Origin of the sequence: Arthrobacter koreensis (assembly GCF_035792275.1) — a bacterium.
Taxonomy (GTDB): Bacteria; Actinomycetota; Actinomycetes; order Actinomycetales; family Micrococcaceae; genus Arthrobacter_B; species Arthrobacter_B koreensis_A.
Genome location: NZ_JAMWKK010000011.1, coordinates 80776 through 101948, shown reverse-complemented (window position 1 = coordinate 101948; position 21173 = coordinate 80776). Strand labels below are relative to the sequence as shown.

Below are 21173 nucleotides of genomic sequence, written 5' to 3'. Positions count from 1 at the left end.
GCTCCACCTTCGCCGCTTTCCGCTCCGGCTTCAAGCAGGCACACCGGCGCCCGAACACTGCTGGCGCAGCGCTTCGTTGGCCGGAGCGGATTCAAGCTCCAGGAGAGCCCGTTTGGCATCGATCCCTGCTGAGTAACCGGTCAGCGCACCTTTGGTCCCCACTACCCGGTGTGTCGGCACCACGATGCCGAGTGCGTTACGGGCCAGTGCAGCCCCCACTCCGCGCGCCTTGGAAGCATCACCGAGGGAAACCGCGAGCTGTTTGTACGTGCGGGTTTGTCCGTAGGGAATTGCTTTGACGGCCTGCCATACCTGCTCCTGGAAAGGGGTACCGGTTTGGGAAGTCATCAGGTCGAAGCAGCACCGGCGCCCGGCGAAATACTCTTCGAACTGGCGCTCGGCGGACTCGAACCCGTCCTCGGCAGCCAGTCCCAGCCGCGCTGTGTCAATCAGCATGGCATCAGTAGATGCGGCCTCAACCGCAACCAGCACCCCGTCCTCCGCGACAAGGGTCAGGATGCCAAGGGGCGAGTAGATCACTTTGTGGGTCAGCATGTCAGTCTCCATCGGGTTCTCGGTTGATTGGTTGTGGCTTTTGCTGTGGTCGTGCAGCACGCTGCCAGAGGCCCTCGCTGGTCCTGCGGGCCAGTCCGGCAAGTTCCAGCCGTGCCAGCCCTGCGCGGACGGCTCCTGCCCCAAGACCGGCAACGGCCGTGAGCTTCTGCGGCGGTACCGCTTTGCGGAGCGGCAGGGAATCGAGCAGCAGAATGTCCTCCACCCGCAGGCCGTCGTGGTCGGCGGACGAGCCGGCGTGGTTTGGATTAATGCCTCCGGCCGGAACGGGCGCGAAGGGATCTGCCAGTTCCAGGACCTCGGTCGGGTCCGTGACGCAGACAGCGCTGCCGTCGCGCAGCAGCCGGTGGCAGCCGGCAGAATTGGCCGAGTATACGGAGCCCGGCACGGCCCCTACTCCCCTGCCAAGCTCCGCTGCATGGTGTGCCGTGTTCAATGCACCGGAGCGCCAGCGTGCCTCCACCACCACGGTTGCTGCCGCCAGCGCAGCAATAAGCCGGTTCCGCTGCAGGAACCGCCAGCGGGTTGGAGCCGACCCGGGCGGGACTTCACTGAGAATCAATCCTGCATCCGCTACGGCGCGCAGCAGGTCCTCGTTTCCTGCCGGGTAGAACCGGTCAACGCCTCCGGCCAGCACCGCGATGGTGGGCAGGGGCGCGCTTCCCGCAGCGGCCGGACGGATACCGCTGCGGGAAGGATCCGGTTCGGGTCCGCTGCCGCGTGTACCCACCGCGAGCGCGGACCGGTGCGCCTGCGCGTCGATGCCGTAGGCACCACCCGAAATGACTGTGCGGCCCCTCTGAACCAGGCCGGCGGTGAGGTCTCCGGTGATCGCCAGTCCATAGGAGGTGGCATCCCGGGATCCCACCACCGCCAGGCACTGTGCCAGCCCGGGGATCGTGGCGCTTCCGCGGGTCCAGAGACAGAATGGCATAGCCTGTCCGAGGTCCAGCAGGGCCGCCGGCCAGTCTCCGTCCTCCGGGACCAGCAGGCTGCCGCCGAAGCGGTGGACGGTTTCGAGGTCGCGCTGGGGTGCCAGGTCCGCCGCACGCGGCCGCCACCGTTCCAGCGCTTCATCGAAGACGCGGCCGGTCCCGCGGACCCCGCGTTCTTCCAGCAGCTCGGAGATTTCCGCGCGCAAAGCCGTTCCCGCCTGCCGCCGTCCCGAAGCAATCAGGGCGGCCGGTTCGGGGCCGGCCGCTGCCACCAGTGCCTGTCCTACAGCATCCGAAGGCTCAATCAACCGGGACAGAGCAGCCCTGGCGAGCAGCACCGGTTCAAAGGCCGTCATGCCGCCACCGCCTGTTGCCGGAATCCAAGCGCCTGGCCAACGTCGTCGGCGTCGGGACAGCTGTGCCCGGCCAAATCGGCTACTGACCAAGCCACCCGCAACACCCGGTCGTAGCCGCGGGCGGTGAGGGTTTGCCGGTCCAGTGCCCTGTCCAGCGCGGCCGTGCTGCTCCGGGAAGGCCGGAGGGCACCCCTTAGCACCGCACCGGGAACTTCTGCGTTGGTTTCACAGCCCAGCGGGCCGAGCCTTTCCTGCTGCCGCTGCCTTGCCTTGGCCACCCGCCGCGCGACGCTCGCGCTCGGTTCTCCTGTCCCCGCTGCGTCGAAGTCCTGAAGCGAAACGCGCCTAATCTCCAGCTGCAGGTCCACCCGGTCCAGCAGCGGACCTGAAAGCCTGCTGAAGTAACGTCTGCGCTGCTGCGGCGTACAGGTGCATTCAGTTCCTTTCCCGCTGGCAAGCCCGCAGGGGCAGGGGTTCGCAGCAAGGACGAGCTGGAACCGGGCGGGATAGACCGCCGTGCCGGCAGCCCGGTGCAGGACCAGTTTTCCGCTCTCGAGCGGCTGGCGGAGAGCATCGAGCACACGGGCGTCATACTCCGGGGCCTCGTCCAGGAACAGCACTCCGCGATGGGCCCGGGAAGCGGCACCGGGCCGGGGGATTCCGCTTCCGCCGCCGATCACAGCGGCGGCGGTGGCCGTGTGGTGGGGGCTCTCGAAGGGAGGGCGCCGGATGAGGCTGGTGCAGTGCGTTCCCCGGCTGCCCAGGGAATGAATGGCGGTGACTTCCATGGCCGGGGTGTCCGACAGGTCAGGAAGGAGACCCGGGAGCCGTTCGGCGAGCATGGTCTTGCCCGCCCCGGGCGGGCCGGTCATGAGCAGGTGGTGGGCACCGGCCGCAGCTACTTCCAGTGCGAACCGCGCCTCATCCTGCCCGGCAATATCCGAAAGGTCATGCCTAGCGGGGGCAACCGGCTCCTCGGAGGTACTGCCAGCCGCGGTCCTGGACTCGTCGGCGGGATAGACCAATGCGTCCGGCCGTGCCCCAAAGGCCTCCGCTACCGAGGCCAGCGATGTAAATCCCCGCACCCGGGCTCCGGGGACGAGGGCGGCTTCGGCCGCGTTGTCCCGGGCTACGGCAATGTCCGGGTAACCGGCATCGACAGCCGCCATGACCGACGGCAGGACTCCCCGCAGCGGGCGCAGCCGTCCGTCCAGTCCCAGTTCGGCCAGGAAAACCGTCCTGCCGGTGCTGCCCACATCTCCGGCTGCAGCAAGGGCGGCCATGACTATGGCCAGGTCGAACCCGGAACCGCGCTTGTGCACATCCGCGGGCATCAGGTTCACCGTGATCTTGCGCCGGCTAAGGGGCAGCCCGGCGTTCTTGGCAGCAGACTTGACCCGGTCCCTGGATTCGTTCAGAGACGCATCCGGCAGGCCCAGCAGAATGAACGCAGGGAGCGACTGGCCAATGTCCGCTTCGACTTCCACGATACGGCCTTCCAACCCGATCAGGCCGACCCCGTACGTCCGTCCCAGACCCATCAGCCGATCCCCTTGAGGTGTTCAATCACCGGCGGCCGGTCTCCCCCGGGCAGCAGCACGGACACTGCATCCACGCGCCAGCTCACATGCCCCTCTGCATGCTCCCTGGTCCAGGCAGCTGCCAGCAGATAGAGGCGGGAGAGCTTGGCAGCGCTCACCGCTTCGAAGGGATGCCCGTAGTCCAGGGAGGAGCGGGTCTTCACCTCGGCGATAACCAGGGTGCTCCCGTCCCTGGCCACCAGGTCGATCTCACCCTGGCGGCAGCGCCAGTTCCGCTCCAGAACGTGATATCCGGCGGTGGTGAGGTACCGGGCGGCGAGTTCTTCTCCGGTCTGGCCCAGCGCGTCTTTGGCTTTCATGTTCCGAGTCTGGCCGGGGACACTGCCGAACACGGGAGAACAACGGACTGGTGTGGAGGCAGCCGCCTGTCCACCCGCTGGGACGGGCCTGTGCAGGACAGGAGGCAGCGCCGCTGCGCTTCGTCAGACCCGGTACAGCGTCGTCAGGCCCGGTACAGCACCGGCAGCGGATGCAGCCGCAGCTGTTCCAACGCCGGGACCGGAAGCCTTCCGGCAGCTTCGGCAGGGAGGCGGAAGCCGTGCAGGATGCTGATATGCGGCCGCAGCACCGCTGAAAACGCCAGTGCCGGATCCTGCGCTGCATAGCCCGCCGGATCCGATACTCCGCAGGCAGCAAGGAACTCCAGCACCAGCGCATACAGCACCGCATGGACCTCCTGCAGTTCCGGAGAGGCGCTGCACTCAAGCGCCAGGGTGGACCCGTTGATCCCAAACCCGGCCAGCCCAATCGGAGTCAGCAGAAAGTCACGGACCGGCAAGGACGCTTCCGTAGCGGCGAGATACCTCTCAAGGGCCCTGCTGAAGGTCTCCAGCACCACTCCGGCAGCCCGCTCCAGCCGTTCGTACGCTTCGTCTGCCTTGCCGAAGTGGATGAGCGTCAAGTGGAGCCGCCCGGAACTCACGGTCCGGGCACGGGGCACCAGGACCCGCGCCTCGGACTGCAGACGCTGCAGCTCTGCCAGCCCGGCGGCGTCGGGCTTCAGCTGCGCGTAGATGCGCACTCCTGCCAGGGCGCCTACGGTCTCCAGGGCGTCCCGCGAAGGATCGGACGGGATGGCTGCCATCTAGGCAGTCTAAGATGCCGGCACAGAAGGGCAGCGCGGTACCTTGGAAAAATGGTGTTCCAGATCCCGCTGCTGCGCGATGAAACGCTGCTGCTGCGGCCGCATCTCACCGCCGATGCGGACGCCGTGACCGCCCGTTCCCGTGACCCGCTGACCATCCAGTGGACGACAGTGCCGCTGGACTACACCCGGGAAATGGCCCTGAACTACATCTCGGCCGTGGGAGTTCCGCAGCAGGACACCATCTCCTGGGCTCTGGAAGCCAATGGACAGTACGCCGGCAGCATCGATCTGCGCTGGCAGGGGGCCGGGACCGGCGGGCTTGGGTTCGTTACCTCACCCGAATTCCGCGGCCAGGGGCTTATGAGCCGTGCGGTGCGGCTGGCGGTTGCCTATGCCTTTGACACCCTGGGGTGGGAATCCCTCAACTGGACAGCGAATGTGGGCAACCTGGGCAGCTACAAGGCGGTGTGGCGCAACGGTTTTCCGCTGCCGGTCACGGTGCCGAAAATGCTGGCCCACCGGGGTGAAATGGTGGACGGCTGGTTCTCCGAACTTGCCGCGGATTCTCCGCGCATTCCGCGGATCCTGTGGAGCGACTGCCTCGCGCTGCTGCCGCATGTCCCCCAGGCCCCGGCAGGTCCCCGCCGGCCGCTCAGGGCGGACTAGCCCAGCTCGTCGGCCTTGGGCAGGGTCAGGTCGTCGTTGCGTGCCAGCTCTTCCACGTTGACGTCCTTGAATGTGATCACCCGGACGCTTTTCACGAACCGGGCTGAACGGTACACATCCCAGACCCAGGCGTCCTGGAGAGTCAGGTCAAAGTAGATTTCGCCGTCGGCGCTGCGTGCCTGGAGGTCCACATGGTTGGCCAGGTAGAAGCGCCGTTCGGTTTCCACCACGTAGCTGAACAGCCCCACAACATCACGGTATTCGCGGTAGAGCTGCAGCTCCATGTCTGTCTCGTAGTTCTCAAGATCCTCTGCGCTCATGGCACCATCATCCCCCAACCGGGCCCGCTGCGGGCCCATCCCCGGCCGAACGTGCCGTGCCCAGCCGCCAGGACAGCCGATGCAGCGGTGACGGCCCCAGCGTGTCGATCGCCGAACGGTGGGCTTCGGTGGCGTATCCCTTATTGATTTCCCAGCCGTATTCCGGATGCAGGGACGCGTACTCAACCATCAGCGCGTCACGTTCAACCTTGGCCAGGACCGAAGCTGCGGCGACGCTCAGGCAGGTCATGTCCGCCTTGATGCGGGTATGGACCGGAGCCGTGCAGGCGGCGTCGTCATCCTCTTCCGGCTCATCGAAGAGGCTTGCCTGCATTTCGGGGGAAAGCCAGTTGTGGTTTCCGTCCAGGAGCACGACGTCGGGAGTCAGGGTTTCGCAGACCTGCGTCCAGGCGCGCGTCCCGGCCAGTCGCAGCGCGCCCATCAGGCCCAGCAGGTCGATCTCGGCGGCGCTGGCATGGCCCACGCCCCAGGCCGGACACCACTTCTTGATCTGCGGAACCAGTGCCTCCCGGTCGGCCGGCGTCAGCAGTTTGCTGTCCCGCACACCCTTGAGCGCGCGGACAGAGTCCAGCTGCACTGCCACCAGCCCTACGCTGACCGGTCCTGCCAGCGCGCCGCGGCCCACTTCGTCGCAGCCGGCCAGCACCCGGTGGCCCACGGCCGCAAACGTGCGCTCATAGCGCAGGGTCGGCCCCTTGGCTGCGGGGCGGGCACGCGGAGTACGGACGGCGTTTACTGCAGTGGCACCCGCAGGTGACCGCAGGGTGCGGCCGGGCTGGGAGCTCACTTCGAAGCCGTCTCCGCCCCGGACGGTTCGGGAACGTTCTCAAATACTTCGGGGTAGCTGCCGATGAATCCGGCACGGCTGAGCGGCCAGGCAATCACCGCAGCCTTGCCCTCGATGTCTTCGATGTTGATGAAGCCTCCGTTGGGTCCGTCCTGGTGCTCGCGTGAGTCCGCGGAGGCGTTGCGGTGGTCCCCCATGACCCAGACCTTGCCCTCAGGCACCACAACGTCGAACGGAGTGTCGGAGGGCTGCGCCCCGGGGTAGATGTACGGCTCGGTGAGGGGCTCGCCGTTAACCGTGACCTTGCCGTCGGCGTCGCAGCACGCCACGTGGTCTCCGGGCATGCCGATGATGCGCTTGACCAGGTGCTGTTCGGACTCATCCGGAAGCAGGCCCACGAAGGTCAGTGCGTCGGCGATGAAATTGCCGTCGTCGTTCTGGTCCGTTGCCGGCAGCCAGGCCTGGGTGTCCTTGAAGACGACGACGTCGCCGCGGGAAAGGTCGAACGGTTCCGGAACCAGCAGGTTCACGAAGATCCGGTCATCGATTTCCAGGGTTTCCTCCATTGACCCGGAGGGAATGAAGAAGGCGCGGAAGAGGAAAGTCTTGATCAGGAAGGACAGCAGCAGTGCGATCGCCACAATGATGACCACTTCGCGCAGCCAGGCGCCGAACCCGCGGTTCTTGCCGTCCTTGCCCTTGGCATGGGAGGCGCGGGAGTGCGCTTCGCCGGAATTGGCTTCCCCGTTAGCGGGGTCGTCCGGGAAGTCCTGCGCCATGTGCTTTCCTCTTATTCCACGAATTGCCATACGGTGTCCAACTCTAGTCGCTCAATCTCGGTACTTCTTTCGAACGGCCAAAGGATTCGCTGTGCGCGGCCGATCACCCGTTCCTCGGGAATCAGCCCGCCCCCGGGAGCACCCAGCAGTGTCCGGGAATCAGCGGAATCGGAGCGGTGGTCGCCCAGCAGCCACAGCCGGCCTTCGGGTACAACGACGTCGAACGGCGTTTCGCTCCCGGTATCGCCGGGGAAGAGATAAGGCTCACGGATGGGCTGCCCGTTCACGGTGAGCCCGCCCGCGTCGGTGCAGCAGGCCACCCGGTCTCCGGGCACGCCGATGACACGCTTGATGTAAACGGTGTCGCTCCCCGCCAGGCCCAGCCACTGCGCAGCCGCATCGGCTGCCTGCTTCAGGACCGGATCAGAGCTGTGCAGCGGAGCCAGGGAACCGCGTCCATCAAAGACCACGACGTCGCCCCGCCGGATCTCCGAGCCCCGGTATTCGGTGCGGGAAACCAGCACCCTGTCCCCCGGTTCCAGCAGCGGCTGCATGGACCCGGAGGGAATGTAATAGACGTCGAAGATGAAAGCCCGGACCAGGCCGGCGAGCACCACTGCACCCGCCAGCGCCCAGAGCACAAAACGCCAGCCCGCAATGGACCGGCGTTTTGTGTGTTTCCGGGGACCAGCCCCGTCCGCGGATGTCTGCGGCAAGAAAATTACTTGGCGGGACGGAAGTCGCGCTTTTCCTTGATCTTGGCAGCCTTGCCGCGCAGGTCGCGCATGTAGTACAGCTTGGCGCGGCGGACGTCACCGCGGCTGACAACCTCGATCTTGTCGAGAACCGGGGAGTGTACCGGGAAGGTACGCTCCACGCCGACGCCGAAGCTGACCTTGCGGACCGTGAAGGTCTCGCGCAGGCCGTCGCCCTGGCGCTTCATGACGAAGCCCTGGAAGACCTGAACACGGGTGTTCTTGCCTTCAACGATGTTGACGTGAACCTTGACCGTGTCACCGGCGCGGAACTCGGGGATGTCCGAACGCAGCGAGGCTGCATCGAGGGAATCTAGGATGTGCATTGTTACTCACTCCTGGTGAACGCCACAGGTCATCCACTTTGGTCACGGCGGCAAGGATGCACCTCAACGGTGCACAGATGCTGCCGAAGCTATGAAACCGGCCCTCCGGGAATCGGTTGCCGGTGTGCCTTGCCTGTTGGCCTCGCTCCCCCTGTGGCAGGCGCGGACCCAGATGACACAACTACCCATTGTGCCACAGCGCCGCCGGAGCCCACCAATCGGGCGGCGCCTCAGGCCTGCGGCAGCACGGCCCCTGCCGAGACGGTCCAGCCCAGGGCGGACAGGGTAGCTTTGTCTGCCTTGTCCAGGCTGGCCGGGTCCAGCTTGGCGATGAGGTCCGGGCGGCGCTCTGAGGTGCGGCGGAGCTGCTCGTCGCGGCGGAAGCGCGCGATTTTGGCGTGGTTTCCGCTGAGCAGCACCTCCGGGATGGGACGTTCCCGCCACTGCGAGGGCTTGGTGTACACGGGGTATTCCAGCAGCCCGTCAGAGTGGGACTCTTCGACCAGTGACTCGGGATTCCCGACGACGCCCGGCACCAGGCGGCCGATGGCCTCAACCATGGCAAGCACTGCCACCTCTCCGCCGTTCAGGACGTAGTCCCCCAGGCTCATGGGCCGCACGTCAAAGTGCTCCCCGGCCCATTCCAGGACCCGCTCGTCGATGCCTTCGTACCTGCCGCAGGCGAACACAAGATGGTCCGCGGCAGCGAGTTCGTAAGCGGTCTTCTGGGTGAAGACCTCCCCGGCCGGGGACGGCACGATCAGGGTGGGCCGCGCAGCCTCCTCGGGAGCGCCGTCGAGCGCTGTTGCCAGCGCCTGCGCCCAGGGTTCGGGCTTCATGACCATCCCGGCTCCGCCGCCGTAAGGGGTGTCATCCACGGTGCGGTGCCGGTCCGAGGTGAACTCCCTCAGGTCCTTTACCCGGAGATCCAGCAGCCCGTCCTGCCGGGCCTTGCCGATCAGGGACAGATCGAGTGCGGCGAGGTACTCCGGAAAAATGGAGAAAACGTCAATACGCACTTAGCGCCCTGCCCCGTCCTTGCCTGCGTCGGGCAGGTTCAGTTCAAACAGTCCGGCCGGCGGGGTCAGCAGAACGTAGCCCTCTTCGGTGTTCACTTCAGGAACGATCGCCTCCACGAACGGAACCAGGATTTCCTGGCCCTTGGTGTCCTCCACGATCAGCAGGTCCTGGACGGTGAGCGTGCGCAGCGCGGTCACAGTGCCAACGACGTCGTTGCCCACCTTGGCCTTCAGGCCCACCAGTTCGTGTTCGTACCAGCCCTCGCCGCCGTCTTCGTCGTCAGCCTCATCGGTATCAATGAACAGCTTGGCGCCGCGGAGTTCCTCGGCGCCGTTTCGGTCAGCAACTTCTTCGAAGCCGAGCAGCAGGATGTCCTTGTTCCAGCGGGCACTAATCACGGTCAGCGGACCCTTGGCTGCCGGCTCCACTGTGAGGACGGCGCCGGGGGCGAAGCGGTCCCCGGGGGCGTCGGTCAGCACCTGGACGGTCACCTCGCCCCGGATACCGTGGGGCTTGCCGATGCGTGCCACCTGTAACTGCATGGATTCTCCTTGGGTCGGTATGGGCGCGGCGGAAATGGCCGGAGCCGAAAAAACATCCGGCCCCTTCACCATTATCTGGTGCCGGGGCCGGATGTTAGGAACTGCTGTGTACTGCGTGGAATTGCTGGTGCGTCAGCGGCGGCGGTCGGTGTCGACGACGTCGACCCGGACTGCCTCACTGCCGGCCAGGGCGGAAATCACCGTGCGCAGTGCGCGGGCGGTGCGTCCCTGGCGGCCGATAACCCGGCCAAGATCGTCCTGGTGAACACGAACCTCGAGGGTTTCCCCGCGGCGGTTGTTCTTGGCGGAAACCTTGACGTCCTCCGGGGAGTCAACGATTCCGCGCACGAGGTGCTCCAGCGCTTCGGCCAGCAATCTACTCAGCCTCAGCCTCGGTGGAAGCGGCTTCTGCCTCTTCCTTCTTGGCCTTCGGGGTGATTGCCTCGGGGACGATCACGGACTTCTTCTCGGGAGCCACGAAGGGCTCCTTCGGAGCCTTGGTACGCAGGGTACCTTCCTGGCCGTCGATGTTCTTGAACTTCTGCCAGTCACCGGTGATCTTCAGCAGTGCTGCGACCTGCTCGGTCGGCTGGGCGCCGACGCCGAGCCAGTACTGCGCACGGTCGGACTTGATGTCGATGTACGACGGCTCCTCGGTCGGACGGTACAGTCCGATTTCTTCGATGGCACGGCCATCGCGCTTGGCACGGGAATCCATGACAACAACGCGGTAGTGTGCTGAGAACTTCTTGCCGAGGCGCTTAAGGCGAATCTTTACGGCCACTTTTGTGGTCACTCCTGATCTGAAATGGGGCGAACCCGAACTTCTGCTCCCGTGGGGCGGGCCATAACGTTTGGGGTTCAAAAGGACAAGATACTGCACGGAGAGAGGGGCCACGCAGATCGAGTACCTGTCCATTGTGCCAGATGAGTCCGCGTTTCGCGACTCACGGCACCGGGCGGGCTGCACCCCTGCCGGCGCCTCCGTGCGGTTAGCCGACGGCGACGCGGATCCGGTTCCGCCAGGGATCTTCGAAACGCAGTTCGGCGCCGGTGTGGTGACTGGCGATGCCGGCAGACTTCAGCCGGTCAGCCAGGGATCCAACGTCGTCCTGGCCGGGGACGGTGATCAGCACCTCGCCCAGCCCCAGGGTGTCGCGGCGGGGTCCGGCACCGCGGCTGTTCCAGACGTTCATGGCCATGTGGTGGTGATACCCGCCTGCCGAAACGAACAGGGCCTGGCCGTGGAAGTCAGCGGTCCGCTCGAAGCCGAGGGTGTCCACGTAAAAGGCTGCAGCCGTCCCGGTGTCGCCCACCTGCAGGTGCACATGCCCGACGCCGGCACCGGCCACTGCCGTCCGCGCCACGGCTTCTTCGCTCAGATGGGTCCGGAAATACTGCTGCGGCGGCAGCGCGAGCGAGGCCATGCGAACGGTGCGCCCCTCGGGAGCGTCGTCCCAGGTCCAGTCTTCGCGCGGCCGGTCCCAGTACAGTTCGATGCCGTTGCCTTCGGGGTCCGTGAAATAGAACGCCTCACTGACCAGGTGGTCCGCACTGCCGACGTAGGCGGACGGGTCAAACTGCGCAGCCAGGGCCACGGTGGCGGCGAGGTCGGCCTGGGTGTCGAAGAGGATGGCGGTGTGGAACAGTCCGGCTTCGCCGCGGGAAGGGACCTGCAGCCCTGCCGCGGGTGCCAGGTGCACCAGCGGGACCGTTCCGCGGCCCAAGTACAGTCCGCCGTCGGCCTCCGCTATGACCTGCAGGCCCAGCGCCTGCCGGTAGTAGGCGGAGACTTTTTCCATGTCTCCTACCTTGAGCATCACGGTCCCCATGGCAAGGTTCGCGGGAAGCAGGTCCTGGGCATTTACTTGAAGGTTCATGTATTCAACTTTACTTGAAGCTTCAGCTAATTGCCAGCGTCTGCTGCTTGTCCGGTCCGGGCAGCTAAATCGATGCGCATTGCCACGCGCTCACCGATGCGGTCCAGTCCGTGTTCAGCCTCCTGCCGACGCACCCGGGCCAATTCGCCCTCCGGAGTCACAATGGTGAATCCGCAGCTGCTGTAGAACGGCGCGTTGAAGGGCACCCGGGCAAACGTGCAGAGGGTAAGCGCCGGATATCCCGCTTCCTCCGCCCACCAGATAGCCGCGGCGACAAGGGCGCGCCCCAGCCCTGCACGGGCCGCTTTAGGGTGGACCGAAAGCTGTTCCAGGTGTGCGCATCCGCCCACTTCTTCGACACGGGCGAACGCAGCAGGAGGGTTGCCCGCGACCAGTAGGTGGCGGGCCGCGGCCAGTTCTCCGGGACCTGCAGGTGCCGGCAGGGTTCCGAGGAGGTCGCTGTCGATTTCGGGACGGCCGGCCAGCAGGGTGTCCGACGCCGCTTCCAGCGCCGGAAGGAACGCCAGGTCCGTCGCCAGCGCAGGCCGAATGTCAGGCACGGCCATCTGCCAGGGCGGCTGACCCGGCGCGGGAAAGGAACGCCGCGATCGCGGCCCGTCCGGCATCTGTGTCCTGCGGACGATGGTTTCCGCCCACGGGATGATGCTCGGCACCGGTAGAGGCCAGGAATCCGGCCACTTCCTCGTACAGCGGTTCCCACTCCCCCGTCAGCACCAGCGTGGGGACGCCGGGAACGATGTCCAGCGGAGCGTCCCATGGCGGAGACTGCAGCCGCTGACGCGCGGCGGCATGGGGATCATTGCCCGGATCGGGAGCAGACTCGGCGGAGAAGACCAGCCGGGCATACTCCCGGCGGTACTCTTCGTCGGAGAGCCCGGGGGCGGCCGCGAAGAGCGGATCGAGCAGTGCGCGCCGGGCGGCCGTCGCCGGCAGGTCCCGGGTGAGGGAAAAAACGGCCGGTTCGCACAGGGTCAGCGACCGGACCCTGGCGGGGTCGCTGACCGCCGCCAGCATCGCGGACACCGCACCTTCTGCGTGGGCCACTACATGGCCGCCGCTGCCCAGCGCGGCTAGGACCGCATCCGTGTCGGCGGCGTGGTCTGTCGGCGACGGAGCCACCTGGAGACCGTAGCCGGCACGGCGGAGGAACAGGCAGTCATAACTGCGGGCCAGGGCATGCTGGCCCGGCCAGGCTGCGGCGCCGAACCGGCCCGCCCCATGCACAAACACAATCCGCTGCTGAGCCATCAAACCAGCCTATCCAAGGGTCCTGACGGACGCGCACGGCCGGCCCGGGAAGACCCGGACCGGCCGTGCACGTGAATTGCCGAAGCGTGTTATCTGCCTGTGTTACTTTCCGAGGAACTTCTCGAAGCCCTTGGGCAGGTTCAGCGAGGAGGGATCAAAGTCCCCGCCCTGCTGGCCGAAGGCGGAACCGGTGGGCAGCGCCTTGGCTGCGCCCGCGCGCCGTGCCTCGGCTTCAGCGCGCTCCTGCGCGGCCTTGGCCGGGTTGCCGGAGCGGGCTTTCTTCTTGCCCTTGGCTGCCTGCTGCTTTTTCCGGGAACCGCCGAAGCCGCCGGGTCCTGCCATACCGGGCATCCCTGGGATTCCACCTCCGGCTGCCATCTTCTTCATCATCTTCTGGGCCTGGGTGAAACGCTCCAGCAGGGCGTTTACCTCAGACACATGGACGCCGGAGCCGCGCGCAATGCGGGCACGGCGGGAACCGTTGATGATCTTGGGGGCAACGCGCTCGTGCGGGGTCATGGAGCGGACCATCGCCTCGACGCGGTCGATTTCGCGCTCGTCGAAGTTCTCCAGCTGCTCGCGCATGCCGGCTGCACCGGGCATCATCATGAGCATCTTCTTCATGGAGCCCATGTTGCGCAGCTGCTGCATCTGGGCCAGGAAGTCCTCGAAGGTGAAGTCTTCCTGGTCGACGAACTTCTTGGCCATGCGGGCCGCTTCGTCCTTGTCCCAGGACTTCTCCGCCTGCTCAATGAGCGTGAGGATGTCGCCCATGTCCAGGATGCGGCTGGCCATGCGGTCCGGGTGGAAGACTTCAAAGTCCTTCAGGCCCTCACCGGTGGAGGCGAACATGACCGGCTTGCCGGTAACCGAAGCGACGGACAGCGCGGCACCGCCGCGGGCATCGCCGTCGAGCTTGGTCAGCACCACGCCGGTGAAGTTCACGCCCTCGTTGAAGGCCTGTGCCGTGGCGACGGCATCCTGGCCGATCATGGCGTCAATGACGAAGAGGACCTCGTCCGGCGTGATGGCGGTACGAATGTCCGCAGCCTGCTGCATCAGCTCCGCGTCCACACCCAGGCGGCCGGCGGTGTCGACTATAACGATGTCGTGGAGCTTGGTGCGTGCCTCTTCAACGCCCTGGCGGGCGACGGCAACCGGATCACCGGTGGCTGCCTCGAATTCGGAGCTGACCCCGGGGTGCGGAGCGTAGACCGGCACGCCGGCCCGTTCGCCGTTGACCTGCAGCTGCTTGACGGCGTTGGGACGCTGGAGGTCTGCTGCGACCAGCAGCGGGCTGTGGCCCTGGTCCTTGAGGTAGCGGGAGAGCTTGCCGGCCAGGGTGGTCTTACCGGCACCCTGCAGGCCCGCGAGCATGATGACCGTCGGCGGGTTCTTGGCCAGGTTCAGGCGGCGGGTCTGGCCGCCCAGGATGCCGACGAGTTCCTCGTTGACGATCTTGACGACCTGCTGGCCGGGGTTCAGGGCCTGCGAAACCTCGGAACCGAGGGCGCGTTCCTTGACGGACGCGGTGAAGGCCCGCACCACGGGAACAGCGACGTCCGCATCGAGCAGTGCACGCCGGATTTCCCGCACTGTGGCATCGACGTCGGCTTCGCTCAGACGTCCCTTGCCACGCAGGTTTTTGAACGTGGAAGTCAACCGGTCAGACAGTGAATTGAACACGCGCTGCGCACTTCTTTCATCGGGTAGTTCGCCATGTTTGCCAGGCCCAGCTGTTAAGGGTACCAAGCGCGGATGGGTATTGGCCGCACGGACCCTATGCCGGCACGAACCCCAGTGGGACGCTGGAACCATGGCTGCCAACGGAACGCGGGAGTCCCGTGTTAAGACGCTGCTGATCCTGGGCGGAACCGGAGACCTCTCCCACCGTCTCCTCCTGCCCGGCCTCGCGCGGCTGATCGCCCGCGGACGGGCTCCGGGGCTGGTGGTGGTCGGGTCCGGCTCACGGGACTGGAGCCAGGAAGACTGGAAGCTCCGCGTGACGGACTCCTTCTCCACGGAGTACGACGACGCCGGAAAGCAGGCGCGGCGGGAACTGGACGCCGCTGTGGAGCGGAGCTCCTACCGCCAACTGGACCTGTCCGCTCCGGAGACCCTCGCCGCCGGGCTCCAGGGGATGGAACCGCCGCTCGCGGTGTATTTCGCGCTCCCGCCAAAGCTGACGCTCGCCACGGTTGGGGCGCTGCAGGCCGGGGATCTGCCCGAAGACACCCGGTTGATCCTGGAAAAACCGTTCGGAACCGACCAGGCCTCGGCCCGGGAACTGAACCTGGCGCTGGCGTCGCTGGTTCCCGAGGACCATATTTTCCGCGTCGATCATTTCCTGGGCATGACGACTGTCATGAACATCGTGGGGATGCGTTTCTCCAACCGGCTGCTGGAACCAATCTGGAATTCGCTGCACATCGAAAAGATGGAAATCGTTTTTGACGAGCAGCTTGCCCTCGAAGGACGGGCGAAATACTACGACGCTTCCGGCGCCCTGGAGGACATGATCCAGAGCCATCTGCTGCACACGATGGCATTCATGGCCATCGGTCCGCCTGCTTCCCTGGGCGAGCATGACCTCCGCGACCTGGTTGCCGCCACGCTTCGGGCCTCCTCAGTACCCGCGGATTACCGCCGTAGCACCCGGCGCGCACGCTACACCGCCGGAGTCATCGACGGGCGGGAAGTTGAAGCCTACACAGACTCCCCCGGCGTTGACGCGGGCAGGAATACTGAAACGCTGGCGGAGATCGAGATCGCCATCAACAACGAACGCTGGTCCGGCGTGCCGTTCATTCTGCGCTCCGGCAAGGCCCAGTCCCGTACCCGGAAGGAAGCGGTGGTGACGTTCCGCAAGGTGAACCATCTGCCGGACGGGTTCACCGGATCCACCGCATCGCCGTCGCGCCTGCGCATCTCCTTCAACCCGGCGTTCCTGGAACTCGAACTGAACGTCAACGGACCGGCAGACATCTTCCGCCTTGACCGCAGCACACTCACCGCCCAGCTGCACACGTCGCAGCTAACTGCCTACGGCGAAGTCCTGGAGGCCGTGATCGAGGGCAACCGCCTGCTCTCAGTCCGCGGGGACATCGCCGAGGAATGCTGGCGGATCGTGGACCCGGTGCTAGCAGCCTGGCGCGCGGACGAGGTTCCCATGGACACCTACGCGGCAGGCACACAGGGGCCCTCCGGCTGGACAACCAGCCGCAGCAGCCTCTGACTCCGCCGTCCCTCGCGATACACAAAGCCGCCCGGCCGGACCCTTTATCAGGTATGTCCGGCCGGGCGGCTCTGTCAGGAGATGCCCTAGGTTCTGTCTTGCTGGTTAGAGTGCCGAGTCGCCCCGCTCGCCCGTACGGACGCGCAGCGCTTCCTCCACGTTCGTCACCCAGACCTTTCCGTCTCCGGCGCGGCCGGTGTTGGCGGTGGAGACGAGCACATCGACGATGTCACTGACCCACTCATTGGCGGCCAGGACCTCCACGCGGAGCTTCGGCAGCAGGTCCACGGTGTACTCAGCGCCGCGGTAAACCTCGGTGTGGCCGCGCTGGCGGCCATAGCCGCTGGCCTGGCTGACAGTGAGTCCCTGGACTCCGTAGCTCTCCAGGGCACCGCGGATCGCGTCGAACTTTTCCGGCCGGACAATTGCGGTTACGAGTTTCATGAGTTGACGCTCTCCTTGACGGGGGTGGTGTGCTCGGCTGCCGGGCGGAAGGAACCGCCGACGCCGATGCCGCCCAGTTCGTAAGCGGTCTCAGCGTGCTCGCTGAGGTCCACGCCGTTGATTTCCTGTTCCTCAGTGACACGGAAGCCCATGGTCTTGTGGATGGCCAGGCCGATGATGAGGGTCATGACGGCGGAGAAGACGATCGCTACGACAGTTGCCACGATCTGCGCGCCGAGCTGGGCGAAACCGCCGCCGTAGAAGAGGCCGCCGCCTTCGCCGTCGACCGGCAGTGCGATGAAGCCGATTGCCACGGTGCCGACCAGTCCGGCCACCAGGTGGACGCCGACGACGTCGAGCGAATCGTCATAGCCGAGCTTGTACTTCAGGCCCACGGCCAGGGCGGCCAGGATGCCGGAGACCAGACCCAGGCCGAGTGCACCCACCGGGGAGACGCTGGCGCAGGCCGGGGTGATGGCCACCAGGCCGGCGACGATGCCCGAGGCTGCACCCAGGGAGGTGGGGCGGCCGTCGCGGATGCGTTCGGTGATGAGCCAGCCAACCATGGCGGCTGCGGGAGCGGCGAGGGTGTTGACCCAGATCAGGCCTGCTTCCTCGGCAGTACCGGCGGCGCCGCCGTTGAATCCGAACCAGCCGAACCAGAGCATTGCGGCGCCCAGCATGACGAACGGGATGTTATGCGGGCGGTGGCTCGGGTCGGAACCGAAGCCGCGGCGCTTGCCGATGATCAGGGCCAGTACCAGGGCTGCCACACCAGCATTGATGTGGACCACGGTGCCGCCGGCGAAGTCGATGGCTTCTCCGACAACGGAGCCGATTGCGCCTTCTTCACCCAGCAGGCCGCCGCCCCAGACCATAAAGGCCAGCGGGCAGTAGACAAGCGTGACCCAAACGGGAACGAACACGGCCCAGGCGCCGAACTTGGCGCGGTCTGCGATGGCGCCGCTGATCAGCGCTACCGTGATGATCGCGAAGGTGGCTCCAAAGCCGGCGCTGATCATGTCTTCGGTGCCGATCAGGCCTTCGAGGCCGAAGGCTGCGAAGGGGCTGGCGAATAGACCGGCGATGCCGTCGCCTCCGGTCATGGAGTAGCCCCAAAGGACCCAGACCACGCCTACGAGCCCGATCGACACGAAGCTCATCATCATCATGTTCAGGGCCGCTTTGGCCCGCGTCATGCCGCCGTAAAAGAATGCCAGCCCGGGGGTCATAAGCAGCACGAGAGCCGCCGACACCATCACCCAGACGTGACCTGCTGACAGATCCATCTCCATGTCCTTTCACGCTTTGCGGGCATCTCCCGCGCTACGAAGAACATTGCCGGGGCGACGTTACGGTATTCAGCCGGGGGTATTGCCGGGAGATTACAAACTACTGTGCCGGGTAAAAGAGCGGTGTCCGGCGCGTTTCGGGCACGTTACCGCCGGCCGGGAACCCGCCGTGAGTGTTGCCGGTGGGCTTGCATGCTCCCGGCTAGCATGGTCGGGAGTCTCGTACACCTCCGGAGGAACATCCCCTTATGCCAGAGAACACACCCCTGCCCGGACCGGGATCACGCCCGGTGCCCGCGGAGCCGGACGGGACGTTGCGTTCCCGCCGTGGTTCCCGGAAGAAACGCAGCCGCTGGATCGCCGGCGGAGCAGCCGCGGTCCTGGTCATCGCCGCGGGTGTTGCCGTTCCGCTCACCCTGAACGACGAGGGCGAACCGGCCGGTGCTGCGGGCGTGAAGGTTATTGAAGACCAGCCCGATCCGCTTCCCCCTGCCCCCGAGTTCACCTATTACAACCAGGTTGGACCTCCTGCCGGTTCACCCCTGAACGCAGTGGAGTCTCTCTCGCTGCAGGTTGGCGCCGAAACTTCCGGGACCAGCCTCCCCGAAGGACTGGTTGGTTTGTCCCTGGAAGCTACTGACCTGGCTGACCCGGCCCTGTCAGGGGACAACCCGGAAATGGTTCAGGCGCTCTCCGGCCTTGGCAAGCCGCTGCTGCGGTTCGGCGGGAACGCCGTAGACCGCCGCTTCTTCTGGACGTCTGCAGGGGAGCCTCTTCCAGGAAACCTGAAGGGCGACAAGGCCCACCCGGTACGAGCCGTCACACCGGCAGATCTGGAACGGGTGGCAACGCTGATCGAAGCCGTTGACGGCACAGTCAACCTCACCGTGGACCTGGGCAACTACGATCCTGCCCGCGCTGCGGACATGGCAGGCCACGCTGCCCGGATCTTCGGTGACCGTCTGGCGGGCATTACCGTGGGCAACGAGCCCAACGGATACCCCACCAACGGACTGCGCGACCCATCCTGGACCTCGGACGACTACCTGGTAGAGCTCAAGGCCTACGCCGAGGCGATCTATGCGGCCGCTCCCGAAGTAAAGATCATCGGCCCCGGCGTGTACACCCAGCCGTGGTGGGAGCCGTTCACCAAGGTGGACCTGCCACAGGAGAAGATCTTCTCCTTCCACCACTACCCGCTCTCGGTCTGCGACGGGAAGGCTGACCCGTACGGCGAACCGACCCTGGCCAACCTCGTATCGCAGCGGATCCATGACCACGGCAACGGATACCGCGAAGCCGCACTGGAGCCGGCCAGCGCGGCCGGGCTGGAGACCTGGATCACCGAAGCAGGCGTCTCAGCCTGCCCTGGATCGAATGAAACCACCAAGACCCACGCGTCCGCCCTGTGGGCAGCCGACTACGCACTCAGCGGAGCGGAAATGGGCATTAGCCGCCTCAGCTACCACTCTTCCCTGATCACTTGCACAGGCGGTCCGCCCATGTCCGCGATTTGCACTGGGGGCGACTACCTCCAGCCGGACGGAACGGTCAACGAAAGGGCGAATTACTTCGGCTTGTCGATGGTTGCCGAGATGGCTCCGGGTGATTTCCTTCAGCGCGAGGAGAACGGCGGCGGCCTGAGCCACTCATACGCCGTCCACCATGAGGATGGAAGCATCAGCGTGGTCATCATCAACGCCAATAATCCGGAGACGGACGCCCAGATGGAGGTGAACCTGGAGCTTCCGGCCCGGCCCCTCACCGCGGCCATGTCCCAGCTGACTGGTCCTTCCTACGCGTCAGAGGACGGCACGCTGATCGACGGCGGGCGAACCGAAGCCGTCCCCGTGGCCGAAAGGCTCACCCTGCCGGGATTTGAATATGGCTCCACCTCTCAGAAGTTCGCGCTGACCGCGGGAACCGTGACTGTCCTGAACTTCACCTTCCAGCCGTAGCCCTTCACAAGCGGCCAAAAGGCCCCCGCACCAAGACTGGTGCGGGGGCCCTTTATCGTTTTCGAGCTGTTAGGAAAGCAGCGCGTCCACAAAACCTTCAGCGTCGAACGGAGCCAGGTCATCCGGGCCTTCGCCGAGCCCCACTAGCTTGACCGGCACGCCGAGGGTGCGCTGGATCGCGACGACGATTCCGCCCTTGGCGGTTCCGTCCAGCTTCGTGAGCACGATGCCGGTGATGTTCACGACTTCGGCAAAGACCTTCGCCTGGGTAAGACCGTTCTGTCCGGTGGTGGCGTCAAGGACCAGCAGCACCTCGTCCACCTCGGCCTGCTTTTCGATGACCCGCTTGACCTTGCCCAGCTCGTCCATGAGGCCGACCTTGTTCTGCAGGCGGCCGGCGGTGTCGATGAGCACGGTGTCCACTTCGCCGTCGATGCCTGCCTTCACGGCTTCGAACGCGACCGACGCCGGATCCGCGCCGTCGACCTCGGAACGCACGGTGGGAACGCCCACGCGCTGACCCCAGGTTGCGAGCTGCTCAGCAGCGGCTGCACGGAACGTATCTGCTGCTCCAAGGAGAACGTCCTTGTCCTCGGCCACGAGGACGCGGGCGAGCTTGCCCACGGTTGTCGTCTTGCCGACGCCGTTCACGCCAACCACCATCACGACGGCGGGCTTGTCGGCATGCCGGTCCACGGCGAGGGAACGGTCCATGGACGGATCCACCAGCTTGATCAGTTCCTCGCGCAGCATGGCGTGGACTTCCTGCGGATCGCGGCTGCCGGAGATGCGGACCCGTTCGCGCAGGGCGTCGACAAGTTCGGTTGTGGGTTCGGTGCCGAGATCTGCGAGCAGCAGGGTTTCCTCGATCTCGTCCCAGACGTCCTCGTCGATCTTGTCGCTGGAGAGCAGCGCCAGCAGCGCCTTGCCCAGGGCATTGTTGGACTTGGCCAGCCGGGCGCGCAGGCGGGCCAGGCGGCCCTGGACCGGTTCCGGTTTCTCCAGCGCAGGAGCTTCGGGTTCGGCGGGAGCTTCTTCCAGGTCCCGCAGGTCGTCCGGAACGGTGAGTGTTGAGTCGGCTTCCGGCTCAGCGGTTCCGGGACGGTCCAGGACGGAGGTCGCTCCGCTGCCGCCGGGCAGGTCGTCTGCGTCGCGCTTCGTGGGGTACATCCCCTTGGGCGTGCGGCGCGTGCGGACCAGCAAGGCTGCCAGCGAACCGACAACAGCCAGCCCAATGACCACATAGATCACAATTGAAAGAGTCTCATTCACGCTTTCCAGCATGTCATACGGGCCCGCCGCCGGGCACCCGCCGGACGCTGCCTTC

Annotated in this window: 24 protein-coding genes; 3 read left to right on the top strand and 21 right to left on the bottom strand. The window is 65.9% G+C overall.

The window, feature by feature from the left end; all coding sequences use genetic code 11:
• Positions 1–30: 30 nt before the first annotated feature.
• The 5 genes from NGB94_RS11970 to NGB94_RS11950 all read right to left on the bottom strand — a co-directional run bounded on the left by NGB94_RS11970 (position 31) and on the right by NGB94_RS11950 (position 4549).
• On the bottom strand, positions 31–555 hold the full coding sequence (locus NGB94_RS11970) for a methylated-DNA--[protein]-cysteine S-methyltransferase (protein WP_325790868.1): 525 nt from the start codon (positions 553–555) through the stop codon (positions 31–33).
• Between the two features lies 1 nt (position 556).
• On the bottom strand, positions 557–1864 hold the full coding sequence (locus tag NGB94_RS11965) for a DNA-processing protein DprA (RefSeq protein WP_325790867.1): 1308 nt from the start codon (positions 1862–1864) through the stop codon (positions 557–559).
• Positions 1861–3405, bottom strand: coding sequence for a YifB family Mg chelatase-like AAA ATPase (locus tag NGB94_RS11960; RefSeq protein ID WP_325790866.1), 1545 nt, complete (start codon positions 3403–3405; stop codon positions 1861–1863). The genes NGB94_RS11965 and NGB94_RS11960 overlap by 4 nt, the downstream gene beginning before the upstream one ends.
• Positions 3405–3764, bottom strand: a complete 360-nt coding sequence (locus tag NGB94_RS11955) for a YraN family protein (protein WP_325790865.1) — start codon at positions 3762–3764, stop codon at positions 3405–3407. Before NGB94_RS11955 ends, NGB94_RS11960 begins: the two co-directional genes overlap by 1 nt.
• Before the next feature lie 143 nt (positions 3765–3907).
• Positions 3908–4549: a 2'-5' RNA ligase family protein gene (locus NGB94_RS11950; RefSeq protein ID WP_325790864.1), complete on the bottom strand. Its 642-nt coding sequence runs from the start codon at positions 4547–4549 to the stop codon at positions 3908–3910.
• Positions 4550–4600: 51 nt separating this feature from the next.
• Between NGB94_RS11950 and NGB94_RS11945 the strand changes: the two genes are divergently transcribed.
• Complete coding sequence (locus NGB94_RS11945) at positions 4601–5218, top strand: GNAT family N-acetyltransferase (protein WP_325790863.1); 618 nt, start codon at positions 4601–4603, stop codon at positions 5216–5218.
• Here NGB94_RS11945 and NGB94_RS11940 read toward each other — a convergent pair.
• The 13 genes from NGB94_RS11940 to ffh form a co-directional block, all read right to left on the bottom strand.
• Positions 5215–5538, bottom strand: coding sequence for a DUF2469 domain-containing protein (locus NGB94_RS11940; RefSeq protein WP_091604041.1), 324 nt, complete (start codon positions 5536–5538; stop codon positions 5215–5217). The genes NGB94_RS11945 and NGB94_RS11940 overlap by 4 nt on opposite strands.
• 7 nt (positions 5539–5545) lie before the next feature.
• Entirely contained in the window at positions 5546–6346 is an 801-nt protein-coding gene (locus NGB94_RS11935) for a ribonuclease HII (RefSeq protein WP_418910648.1), read from the bottom strand.
• Positions 6343–7125, bottom strand: coding sequence for a signal peptidase I (gene lepB / locus NGB94_RS11930; RefSeq protein ID WP_325790862.1), 783 nt, complete (start codon positions 7123–7125; stop codon positions 6343–6345). The genes NGB94_RS11935 and lepB (NGB94_RS11930) overlap by 4 nt, the downstream gene beginning before the upstream one ends.
• Positions 7126–7136: 11 nt before the next feature.
• Positions 7137–7784, bottom strand: a complete 648-nt coding sequence (lepB, locus tag NGB94_RS11925; protein ID WP_325790916.1) for a signal peptidase I — start codon at positions 7782–7784, stop codon at positions 7137–7139.
• Between the two features lie 62 nt (positions 7785–7846).
• Positions 7847–8206 carry a 50S ribosomal protein L19 gene (rplS, locus tag NGB94_RS11920; RefSeq protein ID WP_325790861.1) on the bottom strand — a complete coding sequence of 120 codons (360 nt, stop codon included), beginning with the start codon at positions 8204–8206 and terminating at the stop codon, positions 7847–7849.
• A gap of 230 nt (positions 8207–8436) precedes the next feature.
• Positions 8437–9225: a tRNA (guanosine(37)-N1)-methyltransferase TrmD gene (gene trmD / locus NGB94_RS11915; protein ID WP_325790860.1), complete on the bottom strand. Its 789-nt coding sequence runs from the start codon at positions 9223–9225 to the stop codon at positions 8437–8439.
• Positions 9226–9768 (bottom strand): ribosome maturation factor RimM, encoded by a 543-nt coding sequence (gene rimM, locus NGB94_RS11910; protein ID WP_325790859.1) that lies wholly within the window; start codon positions 9766–9768, stop codon positions 9226–9228.
• A gap of 132 nt (positions 9769–9900) precedes the next feature.
• Positions 9901–10143: an RNA-binding protein gene (locus tag NGB94_RS11905; protein ID WP_091604027.1), complete on the bottom strand. Its 243-nt coding sequence runs from the start codon at positions 10141–10143 to the stop codon at positions 9901–9903.
• Between the two features lies 1 nt (position 10144).
• Positions 10145–10552 carry a 30S ribosomal protein S16 gene (gene rpsP, locus NGB94_RS11900; protein WP_055240818.1) on the bottom strand — a complete coding sequence of 136 codons (408 nt, stop codon included), beginning with the start codon at positions 10550–10552 and terminating at the stop codon, positions 10145–10147.
• Positions 10553–10760: 208 nt separating this feature from the next.
• Positions 10761–11648: a VOC family protein gene (locus NGB94_RS11895; protein WP_325790858.1), complete on the bottom strand. Its 888-nt coding sequence runs from the start codon at positions 11646–11648 to the stop codon at positions 10761–10763.
• A gap of 26 nt (positions 11649–11674) precedes the next feature.
• Positions 11675–12208 (bottom strand): GNAT family N-acetyltransferase, encoded by a 534-nt coding sequence (locus tag NGB94_RS11890; RefSeq protein WP_325790857.1) that lies wholly within the window; start codon positions 12206–12208, stop codon positions 11675–11677.
• Positions 12201–12917 (bottom strand): alpha/beta hydrolase, encoded by a 717-nt coding sequence (locus NGB94_RS11885; RefSeq protein WP_325790856.1) that lies wholly within the window; start codon positions 12915–12917, stop codon positions 12201–12203. Before NGB94_RS11885 ends, NGB94_RS11890 begins: the two co-directional genes overlap by 8 nt.
• A 102-nt stretch (positions 12918–13019) precedes the next feature.
• Positions 13020–14603, bottom strand: a complete 1584-nt coding sequence (gene ffh / locus NGB94_RS11880) for a signal recognition particle protein (RefSeq protein ID WP_325790855.1) — start codon at positions 14601–14603, stop codon at positions 13020–13022.
• Between the two features lie 130 nt (positions 14604–14733).
• Here ffh and NGB94_RS11875 point away from each other — a divergent pair, with 130 nt between their 5' ends.
• Complete coding sequence (locus NGB94_RS11875; RefSeq protein ID WP_325790854.1) at positions 14734–16152, top strand: glucose-6-phosphate dehydrogenase; 1419 nt, start codon at positions 14734–14736, stop codon at positions 16150–16152.
• Positions 16153–16257: 105 nt separating this feature from the next.
• On the opposite strand, the gene NGB94_RS11870 is transcribed toward NGB94_RS11875, so the two are convergent.
• Positions 16258–16596: a P-II family nitrogen regulator gene (locus NGB94_RS11870; protein WP_055240813.1), complete on the bottom strand. Its 339-nt coding sequence runs from the start codon at positions 16594–16596 to the stop codon at positions 16258–16260.
• A complete protein-coding gene (locus NGB94_RS11865) occupies positions 16593–17885 on the bottom strand; it encodes an ammonium transporter (RefSeq protein WP_325790853.1) in 1293 nt (430 codons plus the stop codon). Before NGB94_RS11865 ends, NGB94_RS11870 begins: the two co-directional genes overlap by 4 nt.
• A 251-nt stretch (positions 17886–18136) precedes the next feature.
• On the opposite strand from NGB94_RS11865, the gene NGB94_RS11860 reads away from it, so the two are divergent.
• Complete coding sequence (locus NGB94_RS11860) at positions 18137–19846, top strand: hypothetical protein (protein ID WP_325790852.1); 1710 nt, start codon at positions 18137–18139, stop codon at positions 19844–19846.
• Positions 19847–19915: 69 nt separating this feature from the next.
• Here the strand turns inward: NGB94_RS11860 and ftsY are convergent, their stop codons facing one another.
• A complete protein-coding gene (gene ftsY, locus NGB94_RS11855) occupies positions 19916–21118 on the bottom strand; it encodes a signal recognition particle-docking protein FtsY (protein ID WP_325790851.1) in 1203 nt (400 codons plus the stop codon).
• Positions 21119–21173 lie beyond the last annotated feature (55 nt).